This window comes from Streptomyces lacaronensis (assembly GCF_047337785.1).
Taxonomy (GTDB): Bacteria; Actinomycetota; Actinomycetes; order Streptomycetales; family Streptomycetaceae; genus Streptomyces; species Streptomyces lycopersici.
On sequence record NZ_JBLHDK010000003.1, the window covers coordinates 4,762,607 to 4,783,017 of the forward strand.

18 protein-coding genes are annotated in these 20,411 nt (G+C 72.5%); 9 read left to right on the forward strand and 9 right to left on the reverse strand.

Annotated features, from left to right (window positions below):
- Nucleotide 1: 1 nt before the first annotated feature.
- A complete protein-coding gene (locus ACMTAK_RS20145; protein ID WP_037950854.1) occupies nucleotides 2-421 on the reverse strand; it encodes a YciI family protein in 420 nt (139 codons plus the stop codon).
- Nucleotides 422-484: 63 nt separating this feature from the next.
- Nucleotides 485-1,276, reverse strand: a complete 792-nt coding sequence (locus ACMTAK_RS20150) for a FadR/GntR family transcriptional regulator (protein ID WP_413807511.1) — start codon at nucleotides 1,274-1,276, stop codon at nucleotides 485-487.
- Nucleotides 1,277-1,591: 315 nt separating this feature from the next.
- Here ACMTAK_RS20150 and ACMTAK_RS20155 point away from each other — a divergent pair, with 315 nt between their 5' ends.
- The 7 genes from ACMTAK_RS20155 (at nucleotide 1,592) to ACMTAK_RS20185 (ending at nucleotide 11,009) form a co-directional block, all read left to right on the forward strand.
- A complete protein-coding gene (locus ACMTAK_RS20155) occupies nucleotides 1,592-3,259 on the forward strand; it encodes an ABC transporter substrate-binding protein (protein ID WP_413807512.1) in 1,668 nt (555 codons plus the stop codon).
- The gene (locus ACMTAK_RS20160) at nucleotides 3,259-4,209 is read left to right on the forward strand and encodes an ABC transporter permease (protein ID WP_210950407.1); all 951 of its coding nucleotides are present in this window, start codon (nucleotides 3,259-3,261) and stop codon (nucleotides 4,207-4,209) included. The genes ACMTAK_RS20155 and ACMTAK_RS20160 overlap by 1 nt, the downstream gene beginning before the upstream one ends.
- 68 nt (nucleotides 4,210-4,277) lie before the next feature.
- Nucleotides 4,278-5,099, forward strand: a complete 822-nt coding sequence (locus tag ACMTAK_RS20165) for an ABC transporter permease (RefSeq protein WP_413812945.1) — start codon at nucleotides 4,278-4,280, stop codon at nucleotides 5,097-5,099.
- Nucleotides 5,096-6,223, forward strand: a complete 1,128-nt coding sequence (locus ACMTAK_RS20170) for an ABC transporter ATP-binding protein (RefSeq protein ID WP_413807513.1) — start codon at nucleotides 5,096-5,098, stop codon at nucleotides 6,221-6,223. Before ACMTAK_RS20165 ends, ACMTAK_RS20170 begins: the two co-directional genes overlap by 4 nt.
- Complete coding sequence (locus tag ACMTAK_RS20175) at nucleotides 6,220-7,266, forward strand: ABC transporter ATP-binding protein (RefSeq protein ID WP_413807514.1); 1,047 nt, start codon at nucleotides 6,220-6,222, stop codon at nucleotides 7,264-7,266. Before ACMTAK_RS20170 ends, ACMTAK_RS20175 begins: the two co-directional genes overlap by 4 nt.
- 56 nt (nucleotides 7,267-7,322) lie before the next feature.
- The gene (locus ACMTAK_RS20180; protein ID WP_413807515.1) at nucleotides 7,323-9,203 is read left to right on the forward strand and encodes a gamma-glutamyltransferase family protein; all 1,881 of its coding nucleotides are present in this window, start codon (nucleotides 7,323-7,325) and stop codon (nucleotides 9,201-9,203) included.
- Nucleotides 9,204-9,455: 252 nt separating this feature from the next.
- Nucleotides 9,456-11,009 carry a helix-turn-helix domain-containing protein gene (locus tag ACMTAK_RS20185; protein ID WP_413807516.1) on the forward strand — a complete coding sequence of 518 codons (1,554 nt, stop codon included), beginning with the start codon at nucleotides 9,456-9,458 and terminating at the stop codon, nucleotides 11,007-11,009.
- A gap of 498 nt (nucleotides 11,010-11,507) precedes the next feature.
- Here ACMTAK_RS20185 and mfd read toward each other — a convergent pair whose 3' ends face one another.
- The 3 genes from mfd to ACMTAK_RS20200 all read right to left on the reverse strand — a co-directional run bounded on the left by mfd (nucleotide 11,508) and on the right by ACMTAK_RS20200 (nucleotide 16,095).
- Nucleotides 11,508-15,044, reverse strand: a complete 3,537-nt coding sequence (gene mfd, locus ACMTAK_RS20190; RefSeq protein WP_413807517.1) for a transcription-repair coupling factor — start codon at nucleotides 15,042-15,044, stop codon at nucleotides 11,508-11,510.
- 146 nt (nucleotides 15,045-15,190) lie between these two features.
- On the reverse strand, nucleotides 15,191-15,658 hold the full coding sequence (locus tag ACMTAK_RS20195; RefSeq protein ID WP_413807518.1) for a hypothetical protein: 468 nt from the start codon (nucleotides 15,656-15,658) through the stop codon (nucleotides 15,191-15,193).
- 101 nt (nucleotides 15,659-15,759) lie between these two features.
- Nucleotides 15,760-16,095: a hypothetical protein gene (locus ACMTAK_RS20200; RefSeq protein WP_413807519.1), complete on the reverse strand. Its 336-nt coding sequence runs from the start codon at nucleotides 16,093-16,095 to the stop codon at nucleotides 15,760-15,762.
- Nucleotides 16,096-16,284: 189 nt separating this feature from the next.
- On the opposite strand from ACMTAK_RS20200, the gene ACMTAK_RS20205 reads away from it, so the two are divergent.
- Both ACMTAK_RS20205 and ACMTAK_RS20210 read left to right on the forward strand, forming a co-directional pair.
- On the forward strand, nucleotides 16,285-17,139 hold the full coding sequence (locus tag ACMTAK_RS20205) for a helix-turn-helix domain-containing protein (protein ID WP_413807520.1): 855 nt from the start codon (nucleotides 16,285-16,287) through the stop codon (nucleotides 17,137-17,139).
- Between the two features lie 13 nt (nucleotides 17,140-17,152).
- Nucleotides 17,153-17,353: a DUF397 domain-containing protein gene (locus tag ACMTAK_RS20210; RefSeq protein WP_413807521.1), complete on the forward strand. Its 201-nt coding sequence runs from the start codon at nucleotides 17,153-17,155 to the stop codon at nucleotides 17,351-17,353.
- An 85-nt stretch (nucleotides 17,354-17,438) separates the two neighbouring features.
- Here ACMTAK_RS20210 and ACMTAK_RS20215 read toward each other — a convergent pair whose 3' ends face one another.
- Genes ACMTAK_RS20215 through ACMTAK_RS20230 form a run of 4 tightly spaced genes read right to left on the reverse strand, consistent with a single transcriptional unit; the run spans nucleotide 17,439 to nucleotide 20,410 of the window.
- Complete coding sequence (locus ACMTAK_RS20215) at nucleotides 17,439-18,311, reverse strand: phosphogluconate dehydrogenase C-terminal domain-containing protein (RefSeq protein ID WP_413807522.1); 873 nt, start codon at nucleotides 18,309-18,311, stop codon at nucleotides 17,439-17,441.
- Complete coding sequence (locus ACMTAK_RS20220; RefSeq protein WP_413807523.1) at nucleotides 18,311-19,117, reverse strand: sugar phosphate isomerase/epimerase family protein; 807 nt, start codon at nucleotides 19,115-19,117, stop codon at nucleotides 18,311-18,313. The genes ACMTAK_RS20215 and ACMTAK_RS20220 overlap by 1 nt, the downstream gene beginning before the upstream one ends.
- A 1-nt stretch (nucleotide 19,118) precedes the next feature.
- Nucleotides 19,119-19,922: a triose-phosphate isomerase family protein gene (locus tag ACMTAK_RS20225; RefSeq protein ID WP_413807524.1), complete on the reverse strand. Its 804-nt coding sequence runs from the start codon at nucleotides 19,920-19,922 to the stop codon at nucleotides 19,119-19,121.
- Entirely contained in the window at nucleotides 19,922-20,410 is a 489-nt protein-coding gene (locus ACMTAK_RS20230) for a ribose-5-phosphate isomerase (RefSeq protein ID WP_413807525.1), read from the reverse strand. Before ACMTAK_RS20230 ends, ACMTAK_RS20225 begins: the two co-directional genes overlap by 1 nt.
- Between the last annotated feature and the right edge of the window lies 1 nt (nucleotide 20,411).

The following is a 20,411-nucleotide window of genomic DNA, read 5'->3' on the forward strand; positions in this document are numbered from 1 at the left end:
GTCACTTGAAGGTGCACTCCGTGGTGCTGGGCTTGGCGGCCAGGAACGGGCGCACCTCCAGCCACTCGTGGATCGGCTTCCCGTCCTTCCCCGGAGCGGCCGACAGCTCACCGGCCAGTTCGACGGCGCGCTCGTGGCTGTCGACGTCGATCACCATCCAGCCCGCGATGAGGTCCTTGGTCTCGGCGAACGGACCGTCGGTGACCGGCGGACGCCCCTCACCGTCGTACCGCACCCACGACCCCTCCGGGGCGAGCGCCTGACCGTCGACGAACTCGCCGGTCTTCTCCAGCCGGGCCGCGAAGTCGTTCATGTACTGCACGTGCGCCGAGATCTCCTCCGGCGTCCACTGGTCCATCGGCACGTTGTTCACCGGAGCCGGGGCGCCGCGGTAGTGCTTCAGCAGCAGATACTTGGCCATCGTGGTTCTCCTCGATGCGGATGCGACCCATTGTGGTCGCGTTCATCCCAGGGACGGAGCCGGTCACGCGTTCTCGACATCCCCGCCCGAAATTTTTTTGGAATCTTGTAGACCGGCCTCGACAGCCCCGACTCCCGCCGGACCCGCCCGTGCCTCCGTGCGCCGCCGCTGTTCCTCGATCCGGTGCAGCACCGAGTCCAGATGGGCCTCGGAGGCCGCTCGGGCCGCCTCCGGGTCGCGGGCCTCGATCGCCCGCAGGATGGCCTGGTGCTCCTCGATCGTGGCGCGCCGGCGGGCGGCGGACAGCGAGGTCTTGCGCCGACCGGGCTCGCCGATCTCGTAGACCCGGTCCAGCAGCCGCAACAGCAGGGGGTTGCGGGTGTACTGGGCGATGGCGCGGTGGAAGGTGCGGTCCAGGTCGGTGAACTCCTGGCGCGTGGGCTCCCGTCGCATCGCGTCCAGCAGGGTGTGCAGCTGGACGATGTCGGAGGGGGTGGCCCGCCGGGCGGCCCGCGCGGTCACCGAGGGCTCGATGCACGCGCGCACCTCCATGACCTGCAACAGCTCCGCCGTGGCATCGAGCCCCGAGGCCAGGACGTCGCCGCGTGGAGTGGCCCCCGGGTCGAGCACGACGGTGCCGGAGCCGGGGCGCCGGGCGACCAGTCCGCGCGAGGCGAGCGCGCGCAGCGCCTCGCGGACCGAGCCCCGGGAGACGCCGAGGCTCTCCGCGAGCTCCCGCTCCGGGGGGACGCGGGAACCGGGCGCCAGCTCTCCGCTCAGGATCAGCCGCTCCAGGCCGACGGCCAGGGCGTCCGGCCTCGACAGGGTGGAGTGCCGCAGTTGCCGCCAGTCCATCTCCTGGCTTTCCTCCGCCTTCTTCAGCTTTCCTCAGCTTTCCGGTCCGGCCGGTGCTCCAGAGTCTCACACCCGGCGGGCGCCGCCCCCGGCGTCCACCCGGCGCCCGCCCGGTCGCCGACGCGCGTGTCCCGGCCACCGCCGCGAGCGGATTTAACCAGGTGGTGACGGGCGGGCAACCGGAGCCGCCGGGTCCGCACGCTAGCGTCTGCCCACATCAATTTGGTCCTACCAATAGACCAACTGCTGTCCCTGCGCCATCCTGGCCGCACCGCAGCGCGCGCCCCGACGTCCCCAGCAGTGAGGCACCCCGCCATGCGCCAAAGAACGAGCGGACCCAGCGACCGGCCCCCACCCACCCGCCACCGACCGCGCGCCGCCGCCCTCGCCGCCCGGGTGCTGTGTGTGCTGGTCGCCGGCGCCACCGCCGGCTGCGCCTCCCTGGCCTCCCCCACGGCCGAGGTGGGCGCCGACCGGATGACCGACCCCCGGCCCGCCCGCGACGGCGGAACGCTGACCATCGCCCTCAAATCGGACCCGGACAAGCTGGACCCCACCCTGGCCAGCACCGCCGTGGGCCGGACCGTGTTCACCGCGATGTGCGAGAAGCTCTACGACGTCGACGCCGAGAACCGGATCGTGCCGCAGCTCGCCGCCGCCCCGCCCACGACCGGCGACGGGGGCCGCACCGTCACCGTCAAGCTGCGGCGCGGCGTCCGGTTCGCCGACGGCACCCGCATGGACGCCAAGGCGGTCAAGACCTCCCTCGACCGCCACCGCACGCTGGCCGGTTCCGTGCGCGCGAGCGAGCTGAAGCCCCTCACCTCGGTCCAGGCGGTCGGCGACGACACCGTACGGCTGCGGCTGACCAAGCCGTACGTCCCGCTGCTCGCGCTGCTCGCCGACCGCGCGGGCATGGTGATGTCCCCCACCGCGCTGAAGCGCTACGGCAAGGGCTTCGCGAGCCACCCCACCTGCGTGGGCCCGTTCCGCTACGCCGAGCGCGTGGTGGGCGACCGCATCGTGCTGGACAAGGACCCGAACTACTACGACGCCGACGCGGTCCATCTGCGGCGGGTGATCTACCGCACCATCACCGACGGCAACGTCCGGCTGGCGAATCTCCAGTCCGGCGACATCCAGGTGGGCGACCAGATGGACCCGGTCCAGGTGGGCCGGGCGCTCACCGAACCCGGGCTCCAGCTGTTCCACTCCCCCTCACTGGGCTACTACGGACTGACCCTCAACATCGGCAATACGAAGGGCGCCGGGGCGCCGCCGGGCCGGATCGACACCCCGATCGCGCGGGATGTGCGGGTGCGCGAGGCGTTCGACCTCTCCCTGGACCGCGACCTGATCAACACCATCGTCTTCCAGGGCCGCTACCGGCCCACCTGCGGCCCGCTCCCCTCCGGCACCCCGTACGCCACCGGGTCCCGCTGCCCGGCCCGCGACCTGGCCAAGGCCAAGCGGCTGCTCAGGGCCGCCAAGGTGACCACCCCGGTCCGGGTGCGGCTCCAGATCAGCACCACCCCTGAGGACAACCGGCTGGGCCAGGTCATCCAGGCCATGGCCAAGGAGGCGGGCTTCGAGGTGAGCCTGACGCCGACCGAGTTCGCCACCGGCCTGGAGCACTCCCGCGCGGGCGACTTCCAGGCGGCGACCACCAACTGGTCGGGGCGGCTGGACCCGGCGGGCAACATCGACGCGTTCGCCGGCACCGGCGGCGCCCAGAACTACGGCGGGCTCTCCGACCCCGCCATCGACCGGCTGATCGCCGAGGGCGGTGCCACCGCGGGCAAGCCCGCCCGCAAGAAGATCTACGCCCGACTGGTGGAGCGCGTCCGCGCCGCGCACACCGTGCTCTATCTGATCCAGCCCACGAACTACGTCTCCGTGACGAAGGAGGTCGCCGGGCTGAAGGTCTTCGGCGACGGGCTGATCCGGGTGAAGGACGCCGGATATGTGAAGGGAGGGAGCTGATGTCGTATCCGATCCGCCGCCTCGGCGAATCGCTGATCACGCTCTTCCTGGTCAGTGTCGTGGTCTTCGCCGGCGTACGGGCCCTGCCCGGCGACACCGCCACCGCGCTGGCCGGGGAGGAGCCCACGCCCGAGGCGATCGCCCAGATCCGCGAGAGCTACGGGCTCGACGACAACATCGTGGTGCAGTACCTGCGCTATGTGCGGCACGCCGCCACCGGCGACCTCGGGGTCTCCTCCCGCACCGGACTGCCGGTCCTGGACTCGGTGATGGAGGCGCTGCCCGTCACCCTCGAACTGTCCGCCCTGGCCCTGCTGCTCGCGGTCGTGGTCGGCGTGGGCGCCGGGGTGGTGGCGGCGGTCCGGCGCGGCCGGCCCGAGGAGTGGCTGGTCAACGCGGTGGCGCTGCTGGGGCTTTCGGTGCCCGCCTTCTGGCTCGGCATCGTGCTCGTCCTCGCCTTCGCCATCGCCGTCCCGGTCTTCGCCGCCTCCGGTTTCGTGCCGTTCGGCGTGGACCCGATGGAGAACCTGCGCCATATGGTGCTCCCGGTGATCGTCCTCGGCTCCGGTCTGGCGGCGGTCGTGATGCGGCAGACGCGCGCGGCCATGCTGGGTTCGCTGTCCGCCGACTACGTGCGCACGGCGCGCGCCAAGGGGCTCTCCCGGCGTCAGGTGATCATGGGCCATGCCCTGCGCAACAGCCTGGTCACCGTGGTGACCGTGCTCGGACTCCAGCTCGGGCACCTCATCTCGGGCGCGGTGGTCACCGAGCAGATCTTCGTCCTGCCGGGCTTCGGCAAGCTCACCATCGACGCGGTCTTCTCCCGCGACTACGCGATGGTGCAGGGCGTGGTGCTGTTCACCTCGACCGCCTACATCCTGGTCAACCTCCTGGTGGACCTGGCCTATTCGGTGATCGACCCCCGTATCCGGCTCGGAGGTGCCCAGTGAGCGCGGCCGCCACCGCCCTTCCCGCCGCCGAGGAGCGGGAGCGGGCCCCGCTCGCGCCGCTGTCCCGGCTGCGGCTGCTGACCCGTAACAAGCTGGCCCTCACCGGGGCCGTGGCCGCCGCGTTCCTGGTGCTGATCGCGGTGTGCGCACCGCTCATCGCGCCATACGACCCGACCCGCCCCGACTTCGCCGCCGCCCTCCACGAGCCGGGCTGGGCCCACTGGCTGGGCACCGACGACCTGGGCCGCGATCAGCTCTCCCGCGTCGTGTACGGGGTGCGGGCCTCGCTGCAGATCGGGCTGCTCGCGGTGGCGCTGGCCTTCGCGGCGGGGGTGCCGCTCGGGCTGCTCGCGGGCTACTACGGGCGGTTCGCCGACTCGGTGGTCTCCCGGCTCACCGATACCCTGCTCGCCTTCCCCTTCCTGGTGCTGGCGGTGGGTCTCGCCACCATCCTCGGGCCGTCCCTGATGAACGCCACGATCGCGGTCGGCGTCTCGCAGATCCCGGCCGTCATCCGGATCACCCGGGCGGAGACGCTACGGCTGAAACACCTCGACTATGTGGCGGCGGCCGTCGCCAACGGCGGCGGGGACGGCACCGTGCTCTTCCGCCACATCCTCCCCGGCGCCCTGTCCGCGCTGACCGTCCAGGCCACCGTGGGCATCCCCACCGCGATCATCGGTGAGGCGCTGCTGAGCTTCCTCGGCCTCGGCGTCCAGCCGCCGTCCCCCTCGCTCGGGGTGATGCTCTCCAGCGCCCAGGCGTATATCGCCGCCGCGCCCTGGATGGCGGTCTTCCCGGGCCTGGCGATCATCGCCGCGACGCTCGCGTTCAATCTGCTCGGGGACGGGCTGCGCGACATCCTCGACCCCCAGGGAGACAGCCGATGACCACGTCCACTGCGCCCCCTGCCCTGAGCGTGCGGGACCTGTCCGTGGTCTTCCGCACTCCGACCCGCGTGGTCCACGCGGTGGACGGGCTGTCGTACGACATCGCCGCCGGTGAAGTCCTGGCCGTGGTCGGCGAGTCCGGCTGCGGCAAGTCCGTGACCTCCACCGCCGTGATGGGGCTGCTGCCGCCCACCGCGAGCGTCGGCGGCTCCATCCGGCTGGGCGGACGGGAGTTGGTGGGAGCGGACGAGAGCGAGTTGCGGGACGTCCGCGGCCGGGAGATCGCGATGATCTTCCAGGAGCCGATGACCTCGCTGAACCCCGTCCTCACCATCGGCCGCCAGGTCGGCGAGGTCCTCAGGCGCCATCAGGGGATCGGCCGCCGCGAGGCGCGCGAACGGGTCGTGGACCTGCTCGACCTCGTCGGCATCCCCGCCCCCGCCCAGCGGGCCCGCGACTATCCGCACCAGCTCAGCGGCGGAATGCGACAGCGGGTGATGATCGCCATCGCGATCGCCTGCGACCCCGCCGTGCTCATCGCCGACGAGCCCACCACCGCGCTGGACGTCACCGTGCAGGCGGGCATCCTGGAGGTGCTGCAATCCCTCCGGGAGCGGCTCGGCACCGCGATCGTACTGATCACCCACGATCTGGGCGTGGTCGCCGACACCGCCGACCGGGTGCTGGTGATGTACGCGGGCCGGGGCGTTGAACAGGCCCCGGTGGACGAGCTGTTCGGCGCGCCCCGCCATCCGTACACCCGCGGGCTGCTCGGCGCGGTGCCGGTGCCCGGCCGACGGCGGGCGGAGGGCGGGCGGGGACGGCTCCAGGAGATCCCCGGACTGGTGCCGAGCCTCGCCGAACAGCCCGACCGCTGCACCTTCCAGCCCCGCTGCTCCTACGCCGACGAGCGGTGCGGGGAGCACAGGCCCCCGCTGCGGGCGCTGCGGCCACCGCGCGAGCGGGACGACAGGCGCGAGGGGTACGAACGGTATGAACCGTACGAGCGCTCTGAGCAACCCGAGCAACCCGAGCAACCCGAGCCACACGAGGCCGCGTGCTGGTATCCGGTGCCGGTACACCCCGAACACCGCGCATGCCCCGAAGAGGAGGCCGCCTCATGACCGCCGCCGTCGCGCCCGCGCAGGCGTCACGGAATGACGCCGTGCTCGACATCAGCGGCCTGGTCCGCCACTTCACCGGACCCGCCGGCACCGTCAGGGCGGTCGACGGGGTCAGCCTCAGCATCGGCCGGGGCGAGATCGTCGGCCTGGTCGGGGAGTCCGGCAGCGGCAAGTCCACCGTGGGGCGGTGCGCCGTACGGCTGGACCGGCCGACCGCGGGCCAGGTGACGATCAACGGCCGCGATGTGACCCGGCTGTCGAAGCGGGCGCTGCGTCCGCTGCGCAAGGACTTCCACCTGGTGTTCCAGGACCCGTCCTCCTCGCTCGACCCCCGGATGACCGTGGGCGCCATCGTCGGCCAGCCGCTGCGGCTGCACCGCCTGGCCTCCGGCGACGCGCTGCGCGACCGGGTCGCCGAGCTGCTGGCCCAGGTGGGGCTGCGGCCCGAACTGGCAGGGCGGCGGCCCCATGAACTCTCCGGCGGGCAGCGCCAGCGGGTCTCCATCGCCCGCGCGCTGTCGGTCGATCCCCAGCTGCTGGTGGCCGACGAGCCGACGTCCGCGCTGGACGTCTCCGTCCAGGCGTCCGTGCTCAACCTGCTGGCGGACCTCCAGCGGGAACGGCGGTTCGGCTGTCTGTTCATCACCCATGACCTGGCCGCCGTCGAGTACCTCGCGGACCGGATCGCCGTGATGTACCTGGGGCAGCTGGTGGAACAGGCCCCGGCCGCCGAGCTGTTCGCCGACCCCAAGCATCCGTACACCCAGGCCCTGCTGTCCGCGGCCCCGGTGCCGAACCCGGTCGCGCAGCGGTCACGCGCCCGGATCGTGCTCAGCGGGGAGCTGCCCAGCCCGCTGGACCCGCCGAGCGGCTGCCGCTTCCACACCCGCTGTCCGCTCGCCGTCGACCGCTGCCGCACCGAGCCGCCCGAGCTGCGGCGGCTTGCGGGGGGCGGCGGCCGTCGCCAGGTCTCCTGCCATCTGGTGGCGGACGACGGCACCGCGCCCGACGCCTCGGCCCCTGAGGAGGCCTCAGTCCCCTGAGGACCGTAAGACCTGCCCGCGCACCCGCACCCGCACGAGACCAGGAGCCTGCCGACATGTTCACCACCCGGCCCACCCTTCAGGGCACCCATGGCATGGTGTCCTCCACCCACTGGCTGGCCTCGCAGTCCGCCATGGCCGTCCTGGAGGACGGCGGCAACGCCTTCGACGCGGCCGTGGCCGCCGGGTTCGTCCTGCATGTGGTCGAACCGCATCTGAACGGGCCCGCCGGCGAGGTGCCGATCATCCTCGCCCCGGCGGGCGGCGAACCCACCGTGCTGTGCGGCCAGGGCCCGGCCCCCGCCGGAGCCACCATCGACCACTACACCGCGCTCGGCCTCGACCTCGTCCCCGGCACCGGCCCGCTCGCGGCGGCGGTGCCCGGTGCGTTCGACGCCTGGATGGTGCTGCTGCGCGACCACGGCACGAAGCGGCTCGCCGAGGTGCTGCGGTACGCGATCGGCTACGCCGAACACGGCCACCCGGCGGTCGAGCGGATCGGGGAGACCGTCGAGACGGTGCGGGAGCTGTTCGAGACCGAGTGGACGACCTCGGCCGAGCTGTATCTGCCGGACGGGACGTCCCCCGCCGCCGGACGGCTGCTCACCAACCCCGCGCTGGCCGCCACCTGGCGGCGGCTGATCGCCGAGGCGGTGGGGGCAGGGCCGGGGCGCGAGACCCAGATCGAGGCCGCCCGCCGGGTCTGGCGCGAGGGCTTCATCGCGGAGGAGCTGGCGGACGCGGCGGCCCGGCCCGCGATGGACTCGTCCGGCCACCGCAACGCCGGGACCATGACCGGGGACGACCTGGCCGCCTTCGAGGCCACGTACGAGCCGCCGGTCCGCCACTTCTGGAACGGCTGGACCGTGTGCAAGGCCGGGCCATGGAGCCAGGGTCCGGTGCTGCTCCAGCAACTCGCCCTGCTGCCGGACGGGCTGAGCGAGGCCGACCTGGGCACGCCCGACTTCCTGCACCTCCTGATCGAGGGCGGCAAGCTGGCCATGGCCGACCGCGAGGCGTGGTACGGGGACGCCGCCGACGTTCCGCTGCCGGAGCTGCTCTCCCGTCCGTACAACGACGAGCGGCGGGCGCTGATCGGCGAACAGGCCTCGTACGAGCTGCGCCCCGGGCACCCCGGGGGCCGTACGCCACGGCTGAGCAAGCAGGCGCTGGCCGCCGTGGCCCGCGCCGCGTCCGGGGCGGGCGGACCGGCCGCCGGGCCGGGCGGCGGCGAGCCGACGGTCGGTGGAGGGGACCTGGGCCTGGGGCTGGGGGGTCCGGCCGCCGGCTCAGCGGGCACGGGCGAACCGGCGGTCGGGCCGGACGGGGTGACCCGGGGCGACACCTGCCACCTCGACGTGGTGGACCGCTGGGGCAACATGGTCGCGGCCACGCCCAGCGGCGGCTGGCTGCAATCCAACCCCGTCATTCCCGCGCTGGGTTTCCCGCTCGGCACCCGCCTCCAGATGACCTGGCTGGACCCCGGCCTACCCAACTCCCTCACCCCCGGCCGCCGCCCCCGCACCACGCTCACCCCGTCTCTCGCGCTGCGCGACGACACCCCCGTCATGGCCTTCGGCACTCCCGGCGGCGACCAGCAGGACCAGTGGAGCACGCACTTCTTCCTCGGCGTCGCGCTACGGGCGCCGGTGCGCTCCGGGCTGGATCTGCAGGGGGCCGTCGACGCCCCCAACTGGCACCAGGAGTCCTTCCCCGGCTCCTTCCACCCCCGGGCGATGACGGCGGGCCGGGTGGTCGTCGAGTCCCGCGTCGGCGAGCCCGCCGTCGCGGAACTCCGCCGCCGGGGCCACGACGTCGTGGTCGGCGACCCCTGGTCGGAGGGGCGCCTGTGCGCAGTCGCCCGCGACCCGGAGACGGGCGTCCTGCTCGCCGCCGCCAACCCGCGCGGCGCGCAGGGGTACGCGGTGGGGCGGTGACCGCCTCGGGGCGGCGGGCGCGCCGGCCGGTGCGCTGATCGCGGCGACGGCCGACTCGTCGACCCCCGGGGCCTGCGGCGGAGCCCCACCACGCGGCGGCGTGGTCGCCGGCGGGCGTACCCGCTGGGGTCCGCGGACCGCAGCTTCTCGGCCCGCTTCAGCGGGTCGTGGCCGGGGCCGACGCCATCGGCCAGGACCACATCGCCCTCGATGTGGCCGGTGCGCAGGCGATCAGAACTAATGTGCTGTTTCATGCACACCCCGCCCTCCGACGTGCCCAACGACCGCGCCGACCGTGCCGATGACGTTCTCGCCCTCGCCCGGCTGGCGACCCGACGCGGGGCGGTACGGGAGATGCTCGGCTGGCTGGCCCGGCGGACCGGGGGGCCGGCCGTGCTGGTCGGGGACACGGGGCGGGTGCTGGCCGGGCCGGGCGGGGAGCACGACCCGGCGGTGGCGCGGCTCGCCGTCGGCGCCGCCGCCGAGGCCGCCGTCGAACTGCACCGGCGCGGGGCGGCGTCCGCCGTGCTCGGCGGGGGCGAGGGGCCCCCGGTGCATCTGATCGCGCTCGACACCGGCCCCAGGACGTATCTCGCCGTCGTGGGGCCGGACGATCCGCACTGCGGAACGCTGCTCGCCGACGCCGCCCGCACCCTCGCCCTGTGCTGGCGGCTGGAGCAGTCCGAGCGGGCACGGCGGCGGATCGAGTCGGCCGAGGAGCACAGCCGGGAGGCGGTGCTGCATCTGCTGATGGTGGGCAGCGTGCCCGCCGCGCAGCGGATCGCCGGGACGCTGCGGCCTCCGCTGCCCACGGTGGTCCAGATGTATGTGATCGAGTGCCCGCACGCCCGGCGGCGCGAGATCGTCCGGCGGATCGACCGCGAGGCGGAGGGCGGGGCGTGGATCGTGCCGTGCCCGGTGCGTCCGAACCACGTGCTCGCGCTCGTACCGCCCCAGCCGGGCCCGGGTCCGGGTCCGGGTCCGGGTCCGGCGATGGTGAGCGGTGACCCGCACGGCGGCCCGGCGCCACTGGACCTGCTGATCGTCCGGTTGGTGCCCGAGTGCCGGGTCGGGGTGAGCGCGGCGGTCGCGCTGCGGGACACGCCGACCGCGTACGAGCAGGCCATCCACGCGCTGGCGGTGGCCCGCAACGCGCCCGGGCGCCGTGCGAGCTTCGGCGGCGACGTGGATGTGACCGTCCTGGCGGGCCCGGAGGGCTATGTGTGGGCGAGCGAGCTCCTGGCGCCCTGTCTGCGGTACGCACCGGCCCGCCGCGCCGACCCGGGACCGCAGGAGCTGCTGGGCACGCTCGGGTCGTGGCTCAGCTTCGGCGGGGCGGCCAGCCGCCATCTGAAGATCCACCGCAATACGCTCGCGGCGCGGATGCGCCACCTGGACGAGCTGCTGGGCGTGGAGGTCAGCCGCAGCCTGGCCGCGCAGTCGGCCGCGTGGCTCGCGCTGCGGCTGCACACCGCGCCCCAGGCCTCGGCGGCCCGCGCCCAGGCCCCGCCGGGGCACACCGCCACGCTGGACGCGGTGCTGGGCACCCCCGCCGCCGGGACCTGGGCCCGGGCCCAGCTGCGCCCCCTGGAGCAGGCCGGCCCGACGGCCGGGCTGGAGACCATACGCACCTGGCTGCGCGCCGACGCCCGCCTCCCCGCCGCGGCCACCGCCCTCGGCATCTCCCTCCCGGGCGCCCGCAAGCGCCTGACCAGGGCGGAGGACGTCCTGGGCCGCTCCCTGCTGACCGCGCCGAGCGCGAAGTACGAACTATGGCTCGCGATGCGGGCCCTCGGCTCGCTCTGAGACGATCCCTGGCGGCCGGGGGCGGCGACGCGGGCGCGCTCACCGTTAGCCGCCGTACTCACCGTTCACCAGAACACTCACCGTTCGAAGGGGAACCGCCCGGCGGGCTCACTGTGCACATCGTTCCTCGCCGCGGGTGCCGCGGGCGCGTACTGTCCTGGACAAGCCACGACGGGCCGCGCCGGGCCCCGCCTCTCGCCGAGGGCTGAGCGCGCACTCCCCCACCCGCACGGCACCGCACCCGGCCAACCCGCCGGGCTCATGAGCCGGGGCCGGCCGCCGCGCGACGACGGGGGTGTCGCGCGCGGCCCGCCCCTGTCCCCCTTGCCTGAGCGATCAGCCGAGAACCTCGATCGCGCAGCGCGCCCATGGTGCAGCGACTCAGCCGGGCGTCACCGGCCCGACTCCCCACCTTTTCCATGCACGGCGGCCCCGCAGGCAAGCAGGCTCAGGACAACCGCCCGGTACGGCCGCCAGGTCACGCCCCCAGGCTCGCCCTCACGACCCCAGGATCGACGTCAGGAACTCCCCGGTCCACGCCAGCAGCTCCCGCCCCACCACCGGCTTTCCGCCGATGCGGGCGGTGGCAGGGCGGGGCACCAGGACCTGCTTGGTGGCGGGCTTGATGATCGAGCGCTGGTGGAGGCGCTTGAGGCGCAGCTCCTGGGATTCGCGGAGCTCCACCGGGGAGAAGCGGATGTTGGAGCCCTGGAGGGTGATGTCGGTGACGCCGCAGGCGCGGGCCAGCAGGCGCAGACCGGCGACCAGGAGGAGGTTCTCCACCGGCTCGGGGAGCTTGCCGTAGCGGTCGGTGAGCTCCTCGCGGACGGCGCGGATGTCGTCCTCGCTGTTGGCGGAGGCGATCGCCCGGTACGCCTGGAGGCGCAGCCGCTCGCCGGGGGCGTAGTCGTGCGGGACGTGCGCGTCGACCGGAAGCTCGATCTTGACCTCCAGCGGCGCCTCCACGGGCTCGCCCTCGCCCGCCTCGATCGAGGCGCGGTAGTCGGCGACTGCCTCGCCGACCATCCGGACGTAGAGGTCGAAGCCGACGCCCGCGATATGGCCGGACTGCTCGCCGCCGAGCAGATTGCCCGCGCCGCGGATCTCCAGGTCCTTCATCGCCACATACATGCCCGCGCCCATCTCGGTGTGCTGCGCGATCGTGGCCAGCCGCTCATGGGCGGTCTCCGTGAGCGGCTTCTCGGGCGGGTAGAGGAAGTACGCGTAACCGCGCTCGCGCCCTCGCCCGACCCGGCCGCGCAGCTGGTGGAGCTGGGAGAGGCCGAAGTTGTCGCCGCGCTCGACGATCAGGGTGTTGGCGTTGGAGATGTCGATCCCGGACTCGACGATGGTCGTGGAGACCAGGACGTCGAACTTCTTCTCCCAGAAGTCGACCACGACCTGCTCCAGCGCGCTCTCCGACATCTGCCCGTGGGCGGTGGCGATCCGCGCCTCGGGGACGATCTCGCGCAGCCGGGCGGCGGCCCGGTCGATGGACTCCACCCGGTTGTGGATGTAGAAGACCTGGCCCTCGCGGAGCAGCTCACGCCGGATCGCGGCGCCGATCTGCTTCTGCTCGTACGGACCGACGAAGGTCAGCACCGGATGGCGCTCCTCCGGCGGGGTGGTGATCGTGGACATCTCGCGGATGCCGGTGACCGCCATCTCCAGGGTGCGCGGGATGGGCGTGGCGGACATGGTCAGCACGTCCACATTGGCGCGGAGCTTCTTCAGCTGCTCCTTGTGCTCGACGCCGAAGCGCTGCTCCTCGTCCACGATGACCAGGCCCAGATCCTTGAACTTGGTTTCGGAGGAGAAGAGCCGGTGGGTGCCGATGACGATGTCGACCGAGCCGTCCCGCAGCCCCTCCAGCACCGCCTTGGCCTCGGTGTCGGTCTGGAAGCGGGAGAGCGCCCTGACGTTGACGGGGAACTGGCCGTACCGCTCGCCGAAGGTGCCGAAGTGCTGCTGCACCAGCAGGGTCGTGGGCACGAGCACCGCCACCTGCTTGCCGTCCTGGACCGCCTTGAAGGCGGCACGGACCGCGATCTCGGTCTTGCCGTAGCCGACGTCGCCGCAGATCAGCCGGTCCATCGGAACCGACTTCTCCATGTCCTCCTTGACCTCGGCGATGGTGGTGAGCTGGTCGGGGGTCTCCACGTACGGGAACGCGTCCTCCAGCTCGCGCTGCCAGGGGGTGTCCGCGCCGAAGGCATGGCCGGGCGCCGCCATCCGGGCCGAGTAGAGCTTGATCAGGTCGGCGGCGATCTCCTTGACGGCCTTCTTGGCGCGCGCCTTGGTCTTGGTCCAGTCGGCGCCGCCGAGCCGGTGCAGGGTCGGCGCCTCGCCGCCCACGTACTTGGTGACCTGCTCCAGCTGGTCGGTGGGGACGAAGAGCCGGTCGCCGGGCTGGCCGCGCTTGGCCGGGGCGTACTCCACCACCAGATACTCGCGGGTGGCGCCCTGGACGGTGCGCTGCACCATCTCGATGTAGCGGCCCACGCCGTGCTGCTCGTGGACGATGAAGTCGCCCGCCTCGAGAGTGAGTGGATCGATCGTCTTACGGCGGCGCGCGGGCATCCGCGCCCCGTCCTTGCCCGCGGCCTTCTGCCCGGACAGATCCGTCTCGGTCAGCACGGCCAGCTTCAGGGCCGGGTCGATGAAGCCGTAGTCGATCGAGCCGCAGGCCACATGCACCACGGACGGCGTGATCTCGGTGAGGTCGCCGTCCAGCCGGGCCGCGATCCCCTCGCCGCCGAGCACCTCGACGGTGCGGGAGGCGGGGCCGTGGCCCTCGGTCACATAGACCGTGCGCCAGCCGTCGGCCAGCCAGCCCTTGGTGTCGGCCAGCGCCCGGGCGGTGTCGCCGCGGTAGCTCTCGGTGGCGTGCATGCCGAGCTTGACCGTATGGGCGTCGAGTTCCTCGTCGGCCGCGAAGGGGCTCACCGACCACCACATCATGCCCAGCTCACGGGCGTGGTCACGGACGTCCGCGATGCTCCACAGGGAGGCCGCGCCGACGTCGATCGGGGCCTCTCCTCCCCCGGCGGTGGCCGCCCAGGACGCCTGGAGGAACTCCTGGCTGGTGGCCACCAGGTCCGCCGCCCGGGTGCGCACCCGCTCCGGCTCGCAGACGACCGTCATGCTGCCCGCCGGGAGGACGTCCAGCAGCAGCTCCATGTCGTCCACCAGGACCGGGGCCAGGGACTCCATGCCCTCGACCGCGATCCCCTCGGCGATCTTGCCGAGCAGTTCGCCCAGCTCGGGATGGGCCTCGGCGAGGGCCGCGGCCCGCTCCCTTACGTCGTCGGTCAGCAGCAGCTCACGGCAGGGCGGGGCCCACAGCCCGTGCTCGGCGACCTCCAGGGACCGCTGATCGGCCACCTTGAAGTAGCGGATCTCCTCGATGTCGTCGCCCCAGAACTCGATCCGGAGCGGATGCTCCTCGGTCGGCGGGAAGACGTCCAGGATGCCGCCGCGCACGGCGAACTCGCCGCGCTTCTCGACCAGTTCGACCCGGGAGTACGCGGCGGCCACCAGCCCGTCCACGATCTCCTCCAGATCGGCGGTCTGCCCGGCCCGCAGGCTCACAGGATCCAGGTCCCCGAGCCCCTTGACCTGCGGCTGGAGCACGGACCGTACGGGCGCGACCACGACCGAGACCGGACCGGCCGCCGGGTCGTCCGGGCTCGGATGGGCCAGCCTGCGCAGCACCGCGAGGCGCCGCCCGACCGTGTCCGAGCGCGGGGAGAGCCGCTCATGCGGCAGCGTCTCCCAGGACGGGTACTCCACCACCCCGTCCGGCGGCAGCAGCGAGCGCAGCGCCGCCGCCAGATCCTCCGCCTCCCGGCCGGTGGCCGTCATGGCGAGCACGGGACGGCCCGCGGAGCGCGCCAGCGCGGCGATGGCGAACGGACGGGCGGCAGGCGGGCCGACCAGATCGACGTGGGGGCGATGACCGTCGGCGGCGCCGCGCACCGCCTCGGCGAGCGCGGGGTCCCTTACGACGGCGTCGAGCAGACCGGTGAGGCTCATAAAGGGCTATTCCATCCCGGAGACGGACAACGCGAATGACCCGACACGTGTCACGGGCCGGGGGTCTTCCAGAGTACGGCCACCCGCCGACAGCCCGCGCCGGACGCGGTCCGCCCCTCCGCCTACCGCGCACCCCCGGTGCGGGATCAGTTACCGGGGGTCGACCCGCGCCCTTCGCGTGGCGGCGCCAGGATCACAGAGGCCAGGGAGTCACCTGGACGATGTACAGGCGTTCCCGCCGCACGACCGTCAGATACTGGAACATCGACCTGCGCGCGTGCGGTCTGCATGATCTCCCGGATCTCATCCATGGCCGCCTGCCACTTCGGATCCTCTTTCTCGAGCGTCTGAGCGGCGTGCTCGGCGGCGTGCAGGCGCCGCGCCACGTCGGGAAACCGCTCGCTCTCGATCACCGTGGGCCACTTCAGCTGGAACATGGCGATCGGCCCGAAGCTGTTGGACTGGGTGGCCATCGTGAAGACCGTGTCCCGCTCCGACGTCATCTCCGCCAAGCGGGAGGGTGCGACCTGCGCCAGCGCGGCACGCAGCGCGGGGAAGGTCTTCTCGGGTCTGGGGATCAGCGCCCCACCGTCGTGAACCGGCTGCGTGGTCATTCGCCTCTGCCCTCCTAAAGTGCCTCGCTCACCGTACGGCAAGCGAGGGTGCCGGATGGGTCGGTTGCGCCCTTGGAGCGGCCCAGAGCCGTTCGTCTGTTTTACGCGGCCTCGGCCCGCGCGAAGGTGGCACCGGCCCCCGGGTCGAGCCACACCAGCCGGGCGGAGATCCCCTCGCGGCGGCCGTAATGCCGCACCGCCCGCTCCGGCGACTGGAGGGACATCGTCACGATGCCGCCCACCCCGATCACGTGTGCGCTGCCGTCGTCGTACGCCATGCCCCAGGCGGCGACATGCGCGTCCGCGTACTCGGTCTCCAGGTCGTATTCCTGCACCACGGCGAACAGGCGCGGCGCGGTGTCGCGTACGAGTGCGCACACCTCCTTGTCGAAATCGAACGGCGCTGAGCTGGGGCCTTGGGCGGCTACGGTGGCCATGGAAGTCTCCCGTCAGGAGGAGGAGTTGAGCAGGTCGGCGCGGAGTCTGCGACGCAATGCCCCGACCGAGCAGGCGAGTTACACCGTACGGCCCGCGTTGGACTACAGTCCAACGTATGGGTTCTTCCCAGCCCAACACCCCTCGATCGGGTGATAACCGGGGCATGCCCAAGCAAGGAGAGACGAACAATGGCCCGGCTCAAACTCCCGCCCACCGTGCGGCAGCGACGCCTCGGCACCGAATTGCGCCGCCTCCGCGAGGGCGTGGAACTGTCAGCGACCCAGGCCGGTGAGCTGTTCGGAGCCACCCAGTCGCGCATCAGCAACATCGAGGCAGGCGGCTATGCGGTAAGCGCCGATCGGGTGCGCGCCCTGGCCCGTCTTTACGAGTGCGCCGACGAGCAACTGATCGAGGCGCTTACGGGCATGACCGGTGGGCGGACCCGAGGGTGGTGGGAGGAGTACCGCGAGATCCTTCCTGCGAGCATGCTCGACCTGGCCGAACTCGAGTACCACGCCGCGTACATGCGGATCGTGTCCGTGTTCCACATGCCCGGGGTGCTACAGACCACGGAACACGCTCGGGCGCTTATCAGTGACGCGCTGCCCGCGCTGGCCTTGTACGAGGTGGAGCACCACGTTTCGTTCCGCGTCAAACGGCAGGCGGTGCTCTACGGGGAGCGGCCCACCCCGCTGACGGCGATCGTCCATGAGGCGGCTCTGCGCATGGGCTTCGGCGGGTCGGCGGTGGCTCGCGCTCAGCTTGAGTACCTGATCAAGATGAGCGAGCGGGAGAACATCACCGTGAAGGTGGTCCCGTTCGGCGCGGGAATCTTCCCCATGTCCGGGCAGGGCATCATTTACCTCGGCGGAGAAGTCCCGCGACTCGACACCGTCCAGCTCGACTCGGACCACGGCTCCGAGTTCCTGGACGCCCAGCCGCAACTGGCCCGGTATCGCAACGTACTGGACCGGATGGAAGCCTGCGCCCTCAACCCCGCCGAGTCACGCGACAGGATTCGCCGCATCGCGCAGGAAATCTGACGAAGGAGCACGCGTGCCCACAGACAACTGGCGAAAGTCGTCGTACAGCCCGAACGCGGGGAACTGCGTCTACGTCGCCACCGGGGACAACCACACCGTACGGCTGCGCGAGAGCGACGTGCCCGACACCATCCTCGCCACTACCCCCGCCACGTTCGGGGTCTTCATACGCGCCGTCAAGGCAGGCGACCTCGACCGCCTCAGCACGGGCTGAGCCGAAGCCCTGTCCCGGTGCGCTCCCCCGTGGGCGCACCGGGACAGGGGGCGTAACCGCGTACCGCACAGCGCACAGCGCAGCGTCACGCCGCGCGGCGGATTTCCTTGATCTTGAGCATCCGCGTGATGACCTTGTCGAGCTCATCGTCCTGGAAGACCTTCTTCCAGTCGTCCCGCACGATCGACTCCCGTCCGTAGTCCATCGCGATCAGGCAGGCGTCGGAGAACGGGTTGTCGCCCTTGAGGGTGTTGGCGAGGGCGACCTGGGTGTGGCCCAGCAGCATCGCGCGGGCGGCCGGCTCCGGGACGCCCACGGTGTGGACGGTCTCGTGCAGGGCCTCGGTCAGCAGCGCGCCGACCATGCAGGCGATGGTCTCGACGAGCGTGGGCTCCAGGACGGCCAGTTGCTTGACGGTCACCCAGTGGACGTCCACGACCGGGGCGTACATCGTGCGGATCACGGTCTCGGTCAGCTCGCGCGCCGCCGCGTCCTCGGACTCGAAGGCCGCGACGACCTCCTGCGGGGCGGCGATCCCGCCGAAGGTGTCGGCCCACTCCTCCTTGGTGGTGCGCTCCAGGAAGACCGACGGGTGGCAGGGGTGCGCACAGGCGTTGGCGACGTCGTCGCGCCGGGCGAGCAGGCCCGCGTACGCGGCGGCCGGGTCCAGGGTGAGGACGACCGAGCCGGGCCTCATCACCGGCACCAGTGCCTCGGACACCGCGCCGAGTACGCGGTCGGGGACGGCGAGGATGACCACGTCCGCCTCGGCCGCCGCCTTGTCCGCGTCGATGACCTCGCGGCCCAGCTCGGCCAGGGCCTCCTGGCCCTTGGGGGAGTTCTCGCTGAACAGAACGCGGAAGTCGCTCTTCTCCAGGTTCGCCGAGACGCGCAGGCCCATCTTCCCGGCGGCGCCGATGACGGCGACGGTCGTGGGCTCGGTGGCGGGGGTGGCCATCAGGTGCTCCTCATCAGGGTGTTCAAGGTGCGGACACTGGCTTGGGTCCACTGGTCTTCGAGCCGGGCGGTCTCCTCGAAGCCGCCCTGCCACGGGAGCCAGTGCTCCACGATCTGGTTGACGCCCCTCGCCTCCGGGCCGACCGCGGCGATCATGCGGTCGTAGTCGAGCAGCCCCTCGCCGAGCGGGCAGCCTGCGAGGGTGAAGCCGACCCAGCCGTCCCGGCGGGTGAAGGCGAAGTCCTTGACGTGGATGTTGACCACGTACGGGGCGGTGCGGTCGATCACATCGGCCGGCCGCTCCAGGCGGGCCACGCTGTTGCCCGGGTCCAGGCAGACGCCGAGGTGCGGGCTGTCGACGGCGGTGACCACGGCCAGCAGGTCGTCCGTCGAGACCTGCTCATACGTCTCCAGGCCGAGGGTGACCCCCCGCGCGGCGTAGCCGGGCACCGCCTCGCGCAGCAGCTCGACCGCCTCGGGGACGGTCGGCCGGTGGTCATGGGTGTTCAGCATGGAGCGGACGAAGGTCGCGCCCAGCTTCTCCGCGAGCTCCAGATACCTCAGCAGATGCCCGGGGCGGACGCCGCGGGTGCCCAGCTCCAGCCGGATGCCGAGTTCCCCCGCGAGGGCGCGCAGGTCCGCCAACTCGGCGTCGGAGTAGGTCTCGATCAACGGGTAGTCGCAGATCTGGAAGACGCCGACGCCCAGGTCACGGGTGCGCCGGAGCATGTCCGCCACCGTCAGCGGCCGGGGTGCCTTCGAGGAGATCTGCCAGAAGAAGGCGTAGCTGCTCAGTCCGATGGCCATCTCACACCACCCCCGCCACGGTCGTCCCGTGCAGGGCCGCCGCCTCGTCCAGGATGGCCTCGAACGCGCCCGGGTCATGGGCGAAGCGGCCCAGGAAGAGCCCGCCGACCTCGGAGCCGAGCCGGGTGAGCAGCCCGGGTCCGGCGCTGCCCCCGTAGACGACCCGGCCGCCCGCGAGCTCCGTCCGCTCCGCCAGCCGGGTGCTCAGGGCGGTGCACACGGTGCGGATGTGCTCGGGCGAGGCGGGCTCGGGGGCGCCGATGGCCCACTGCGGTTCGTAGGCCACGATCACCGGGCCGAGCACCCCGGCCCGTCCGGCCACGGCGAGCGCGGACTCGACCTCGGCGGCGCAGCGCTCGGCCGCCCGCCCGGCGTCGGTGCGCTCCGGCTCACCGACGCACAGCACGGGGGTGAGGCCGTGGCGCAGCGCGGCGGCGGTCTTGGCCGCGACGACCGTCTCGTCCTCGTGGAAGAGGCGGCGCCGCTCGGCGTGGCCCACCTCGGCGTAGGCACAGCCGATCTCCTTGAGCTGGGCGCCGCTCACCTCGCCGGTGAACGCGCCGGGCTCCTCGGCGCTCAGATCCTGTGCGCCGACCCGGACCCCGGTCCCGGCGAGCAGTCCGGCGGCCGGGACCAGCGTCGGGAAGGAGGGCAGGACGAACGTCTCCACGAGGCCGCCGGTGACGGCCGGGTGCCGCTCGGCGATCGCCGCGACGCGACGGCACCAGTTGAGCGTCTGGTGGTGCCCGAAGTACATCTTCAGGCTGACGCCGATGGTGACGGGCGGGACGTGAGGGGAGGACATCAGGCGGCCGTGCCCTCTTCGTAGGCCATGCCCTCTTCGTAGGCGCACATCAACTCGACCTTGGCGGCCGAGGCCGAGGAGGTGTCGAAGCGGTAGGTGAGCCACTCCTGGGCGAGGCGGCGGGCGAGTTCGAGACCCACGACGCGCTGGCCGAAGGTGAGTACCTGGGCATTGTTGCTGAGGATGGCGCGTTCGACGGAGAAGCTGTCATGGGCGGTGACGGCCCTGATGCCCTTGACCTTGTTGGCGGCGATGGCGACCCCGAGTCCGGTGCCGCACACCAGCAGCGCCCGGTCGGCCTCGCCCGCGGCCACGAGTTCGGCGGCGGCGATCGCGACCTTCGGGTAGGCGGTGTGCCCGTCGGCGTCCACGCCCACGTCCGTCACGGCCGCGACGAGCTGGCTGGCCTCCAGGTCCTTCCGCAGAACCTCCTTGTAGTCGTATCCGGCGTCATCGGATCCGACGACGATGCGGAGCTTGTCGTTCATC

Coding starts and splice junctions, on each gene's coding strand:
- ACMTAK_RS20155 (WP_413807512.1), top strand. CDS start 1,592: ATGCGCCAAAGAACGAGCGGACCCAGCGACCGGCCCCCACCCACCCGC.
- ACMTAK_RS20215 (WP_413807522.1), bottom strand. CDS start 18,311: ATGGCCACCCCCGCCACCGAGCCCACGACCGTCGCCGTCATCGGCGCC.
- ACMTAK_RS20225 (WP_413807524.1), bottom strand. CDS start 19,922: ATGTCCTCCCCTCACGTCCCGCCCGTCACCATCGGCGTCAGCCTGAAG.
- ACMTAK_RS20195 (WP_413807518.1), bottom strand. CDS start 15,658: ATGACCACGCAGCCGGTTCACGACGGTGGGGCGCTGATCCCCAGACCC.
- ACMTAK_RS20170 (WP_413807513.1), top strand. CDS start 5,096: ATGACCACGTCCACTGCGCCCCCTGCCCTGAGCGTGCGGGACCTGTCC.
- ACMTAK_RS20220 (WP_413807523.1), bottom strand. CDS start 19,117: ATGGCCATCGGACTGAGCAGCTACGCCTTCTTCTGGCAGATCTCCTCG.
- ACMTAK_RS20145 (WP_037950854.1), bottom strand. CDS start 421: ATGGCCAAGTATCTGCTGCTGAAGCACTACCGCGGCGCCCCGGCTCCG.
- mfd (WP_413807517.1), bottom strand. CDS start 15,044: ATGAGCCTCACCGGTCTGCTCGACGCCGTCGTAAGGGACCCCGCGCTC.
- ACMTAK_RS20205 (WP_413807520.1), top strand. CDS start 16,285: ATGGCCCGGCTCAAACTCCCGCCCACCGTGCGGCAGCGACGCCTCGGC.
- ACMTAK_RS20150 (WP_413807511.1), bottom strand. CDS start 1,276: ATGGACTGGCGGCAACTGCGGCACTCCACCCTGTCGAGGCCGGACGCC.
- ACMTAK_RS20230 (WP_413807525.1), bottom strand. CDS start 20,410: ATGAACGACAAGCTCCGCATCGTCGTCGGATCCGATGACGCCGGATAC.
- ACMTAK_RS20160 (WP_210950407.1), top strand. CDS start 3,259: ATGTCGTATCCGATCCGCCGCCTCGGCGAATCGCTGATCACGCTCTTC.
- ACMTAK_RS20175 (WP_413807514.1), top strand. CDS start 6,220: ATGACCGCCGCCGTCGCGCCCGCGCAGGCGTCACGGAATGACGCCGTG.
- ACMTAK_RS20200 (WP_413807519.1), bottom strand. CDS start 16,095: ATGGCCACCGTAGCCGCCCAAGGCCCCAGCTCAGCGCCGTTCGATTTC.
- ACMTAK_RS20180 (WP_413807515.1), top strand. CDS start 7,323: ATGTTCACCACCCGGCCCACCCTTCAGGGCACCCATGGCATGGTGTCC.
- ACMTAK_RS20185 (WP_413807516.1), top strand. CDS start 9,456: ATGCACACCCCGCCCTCCGACGTGCCCAACGACCGCGCCGACCGTGCC.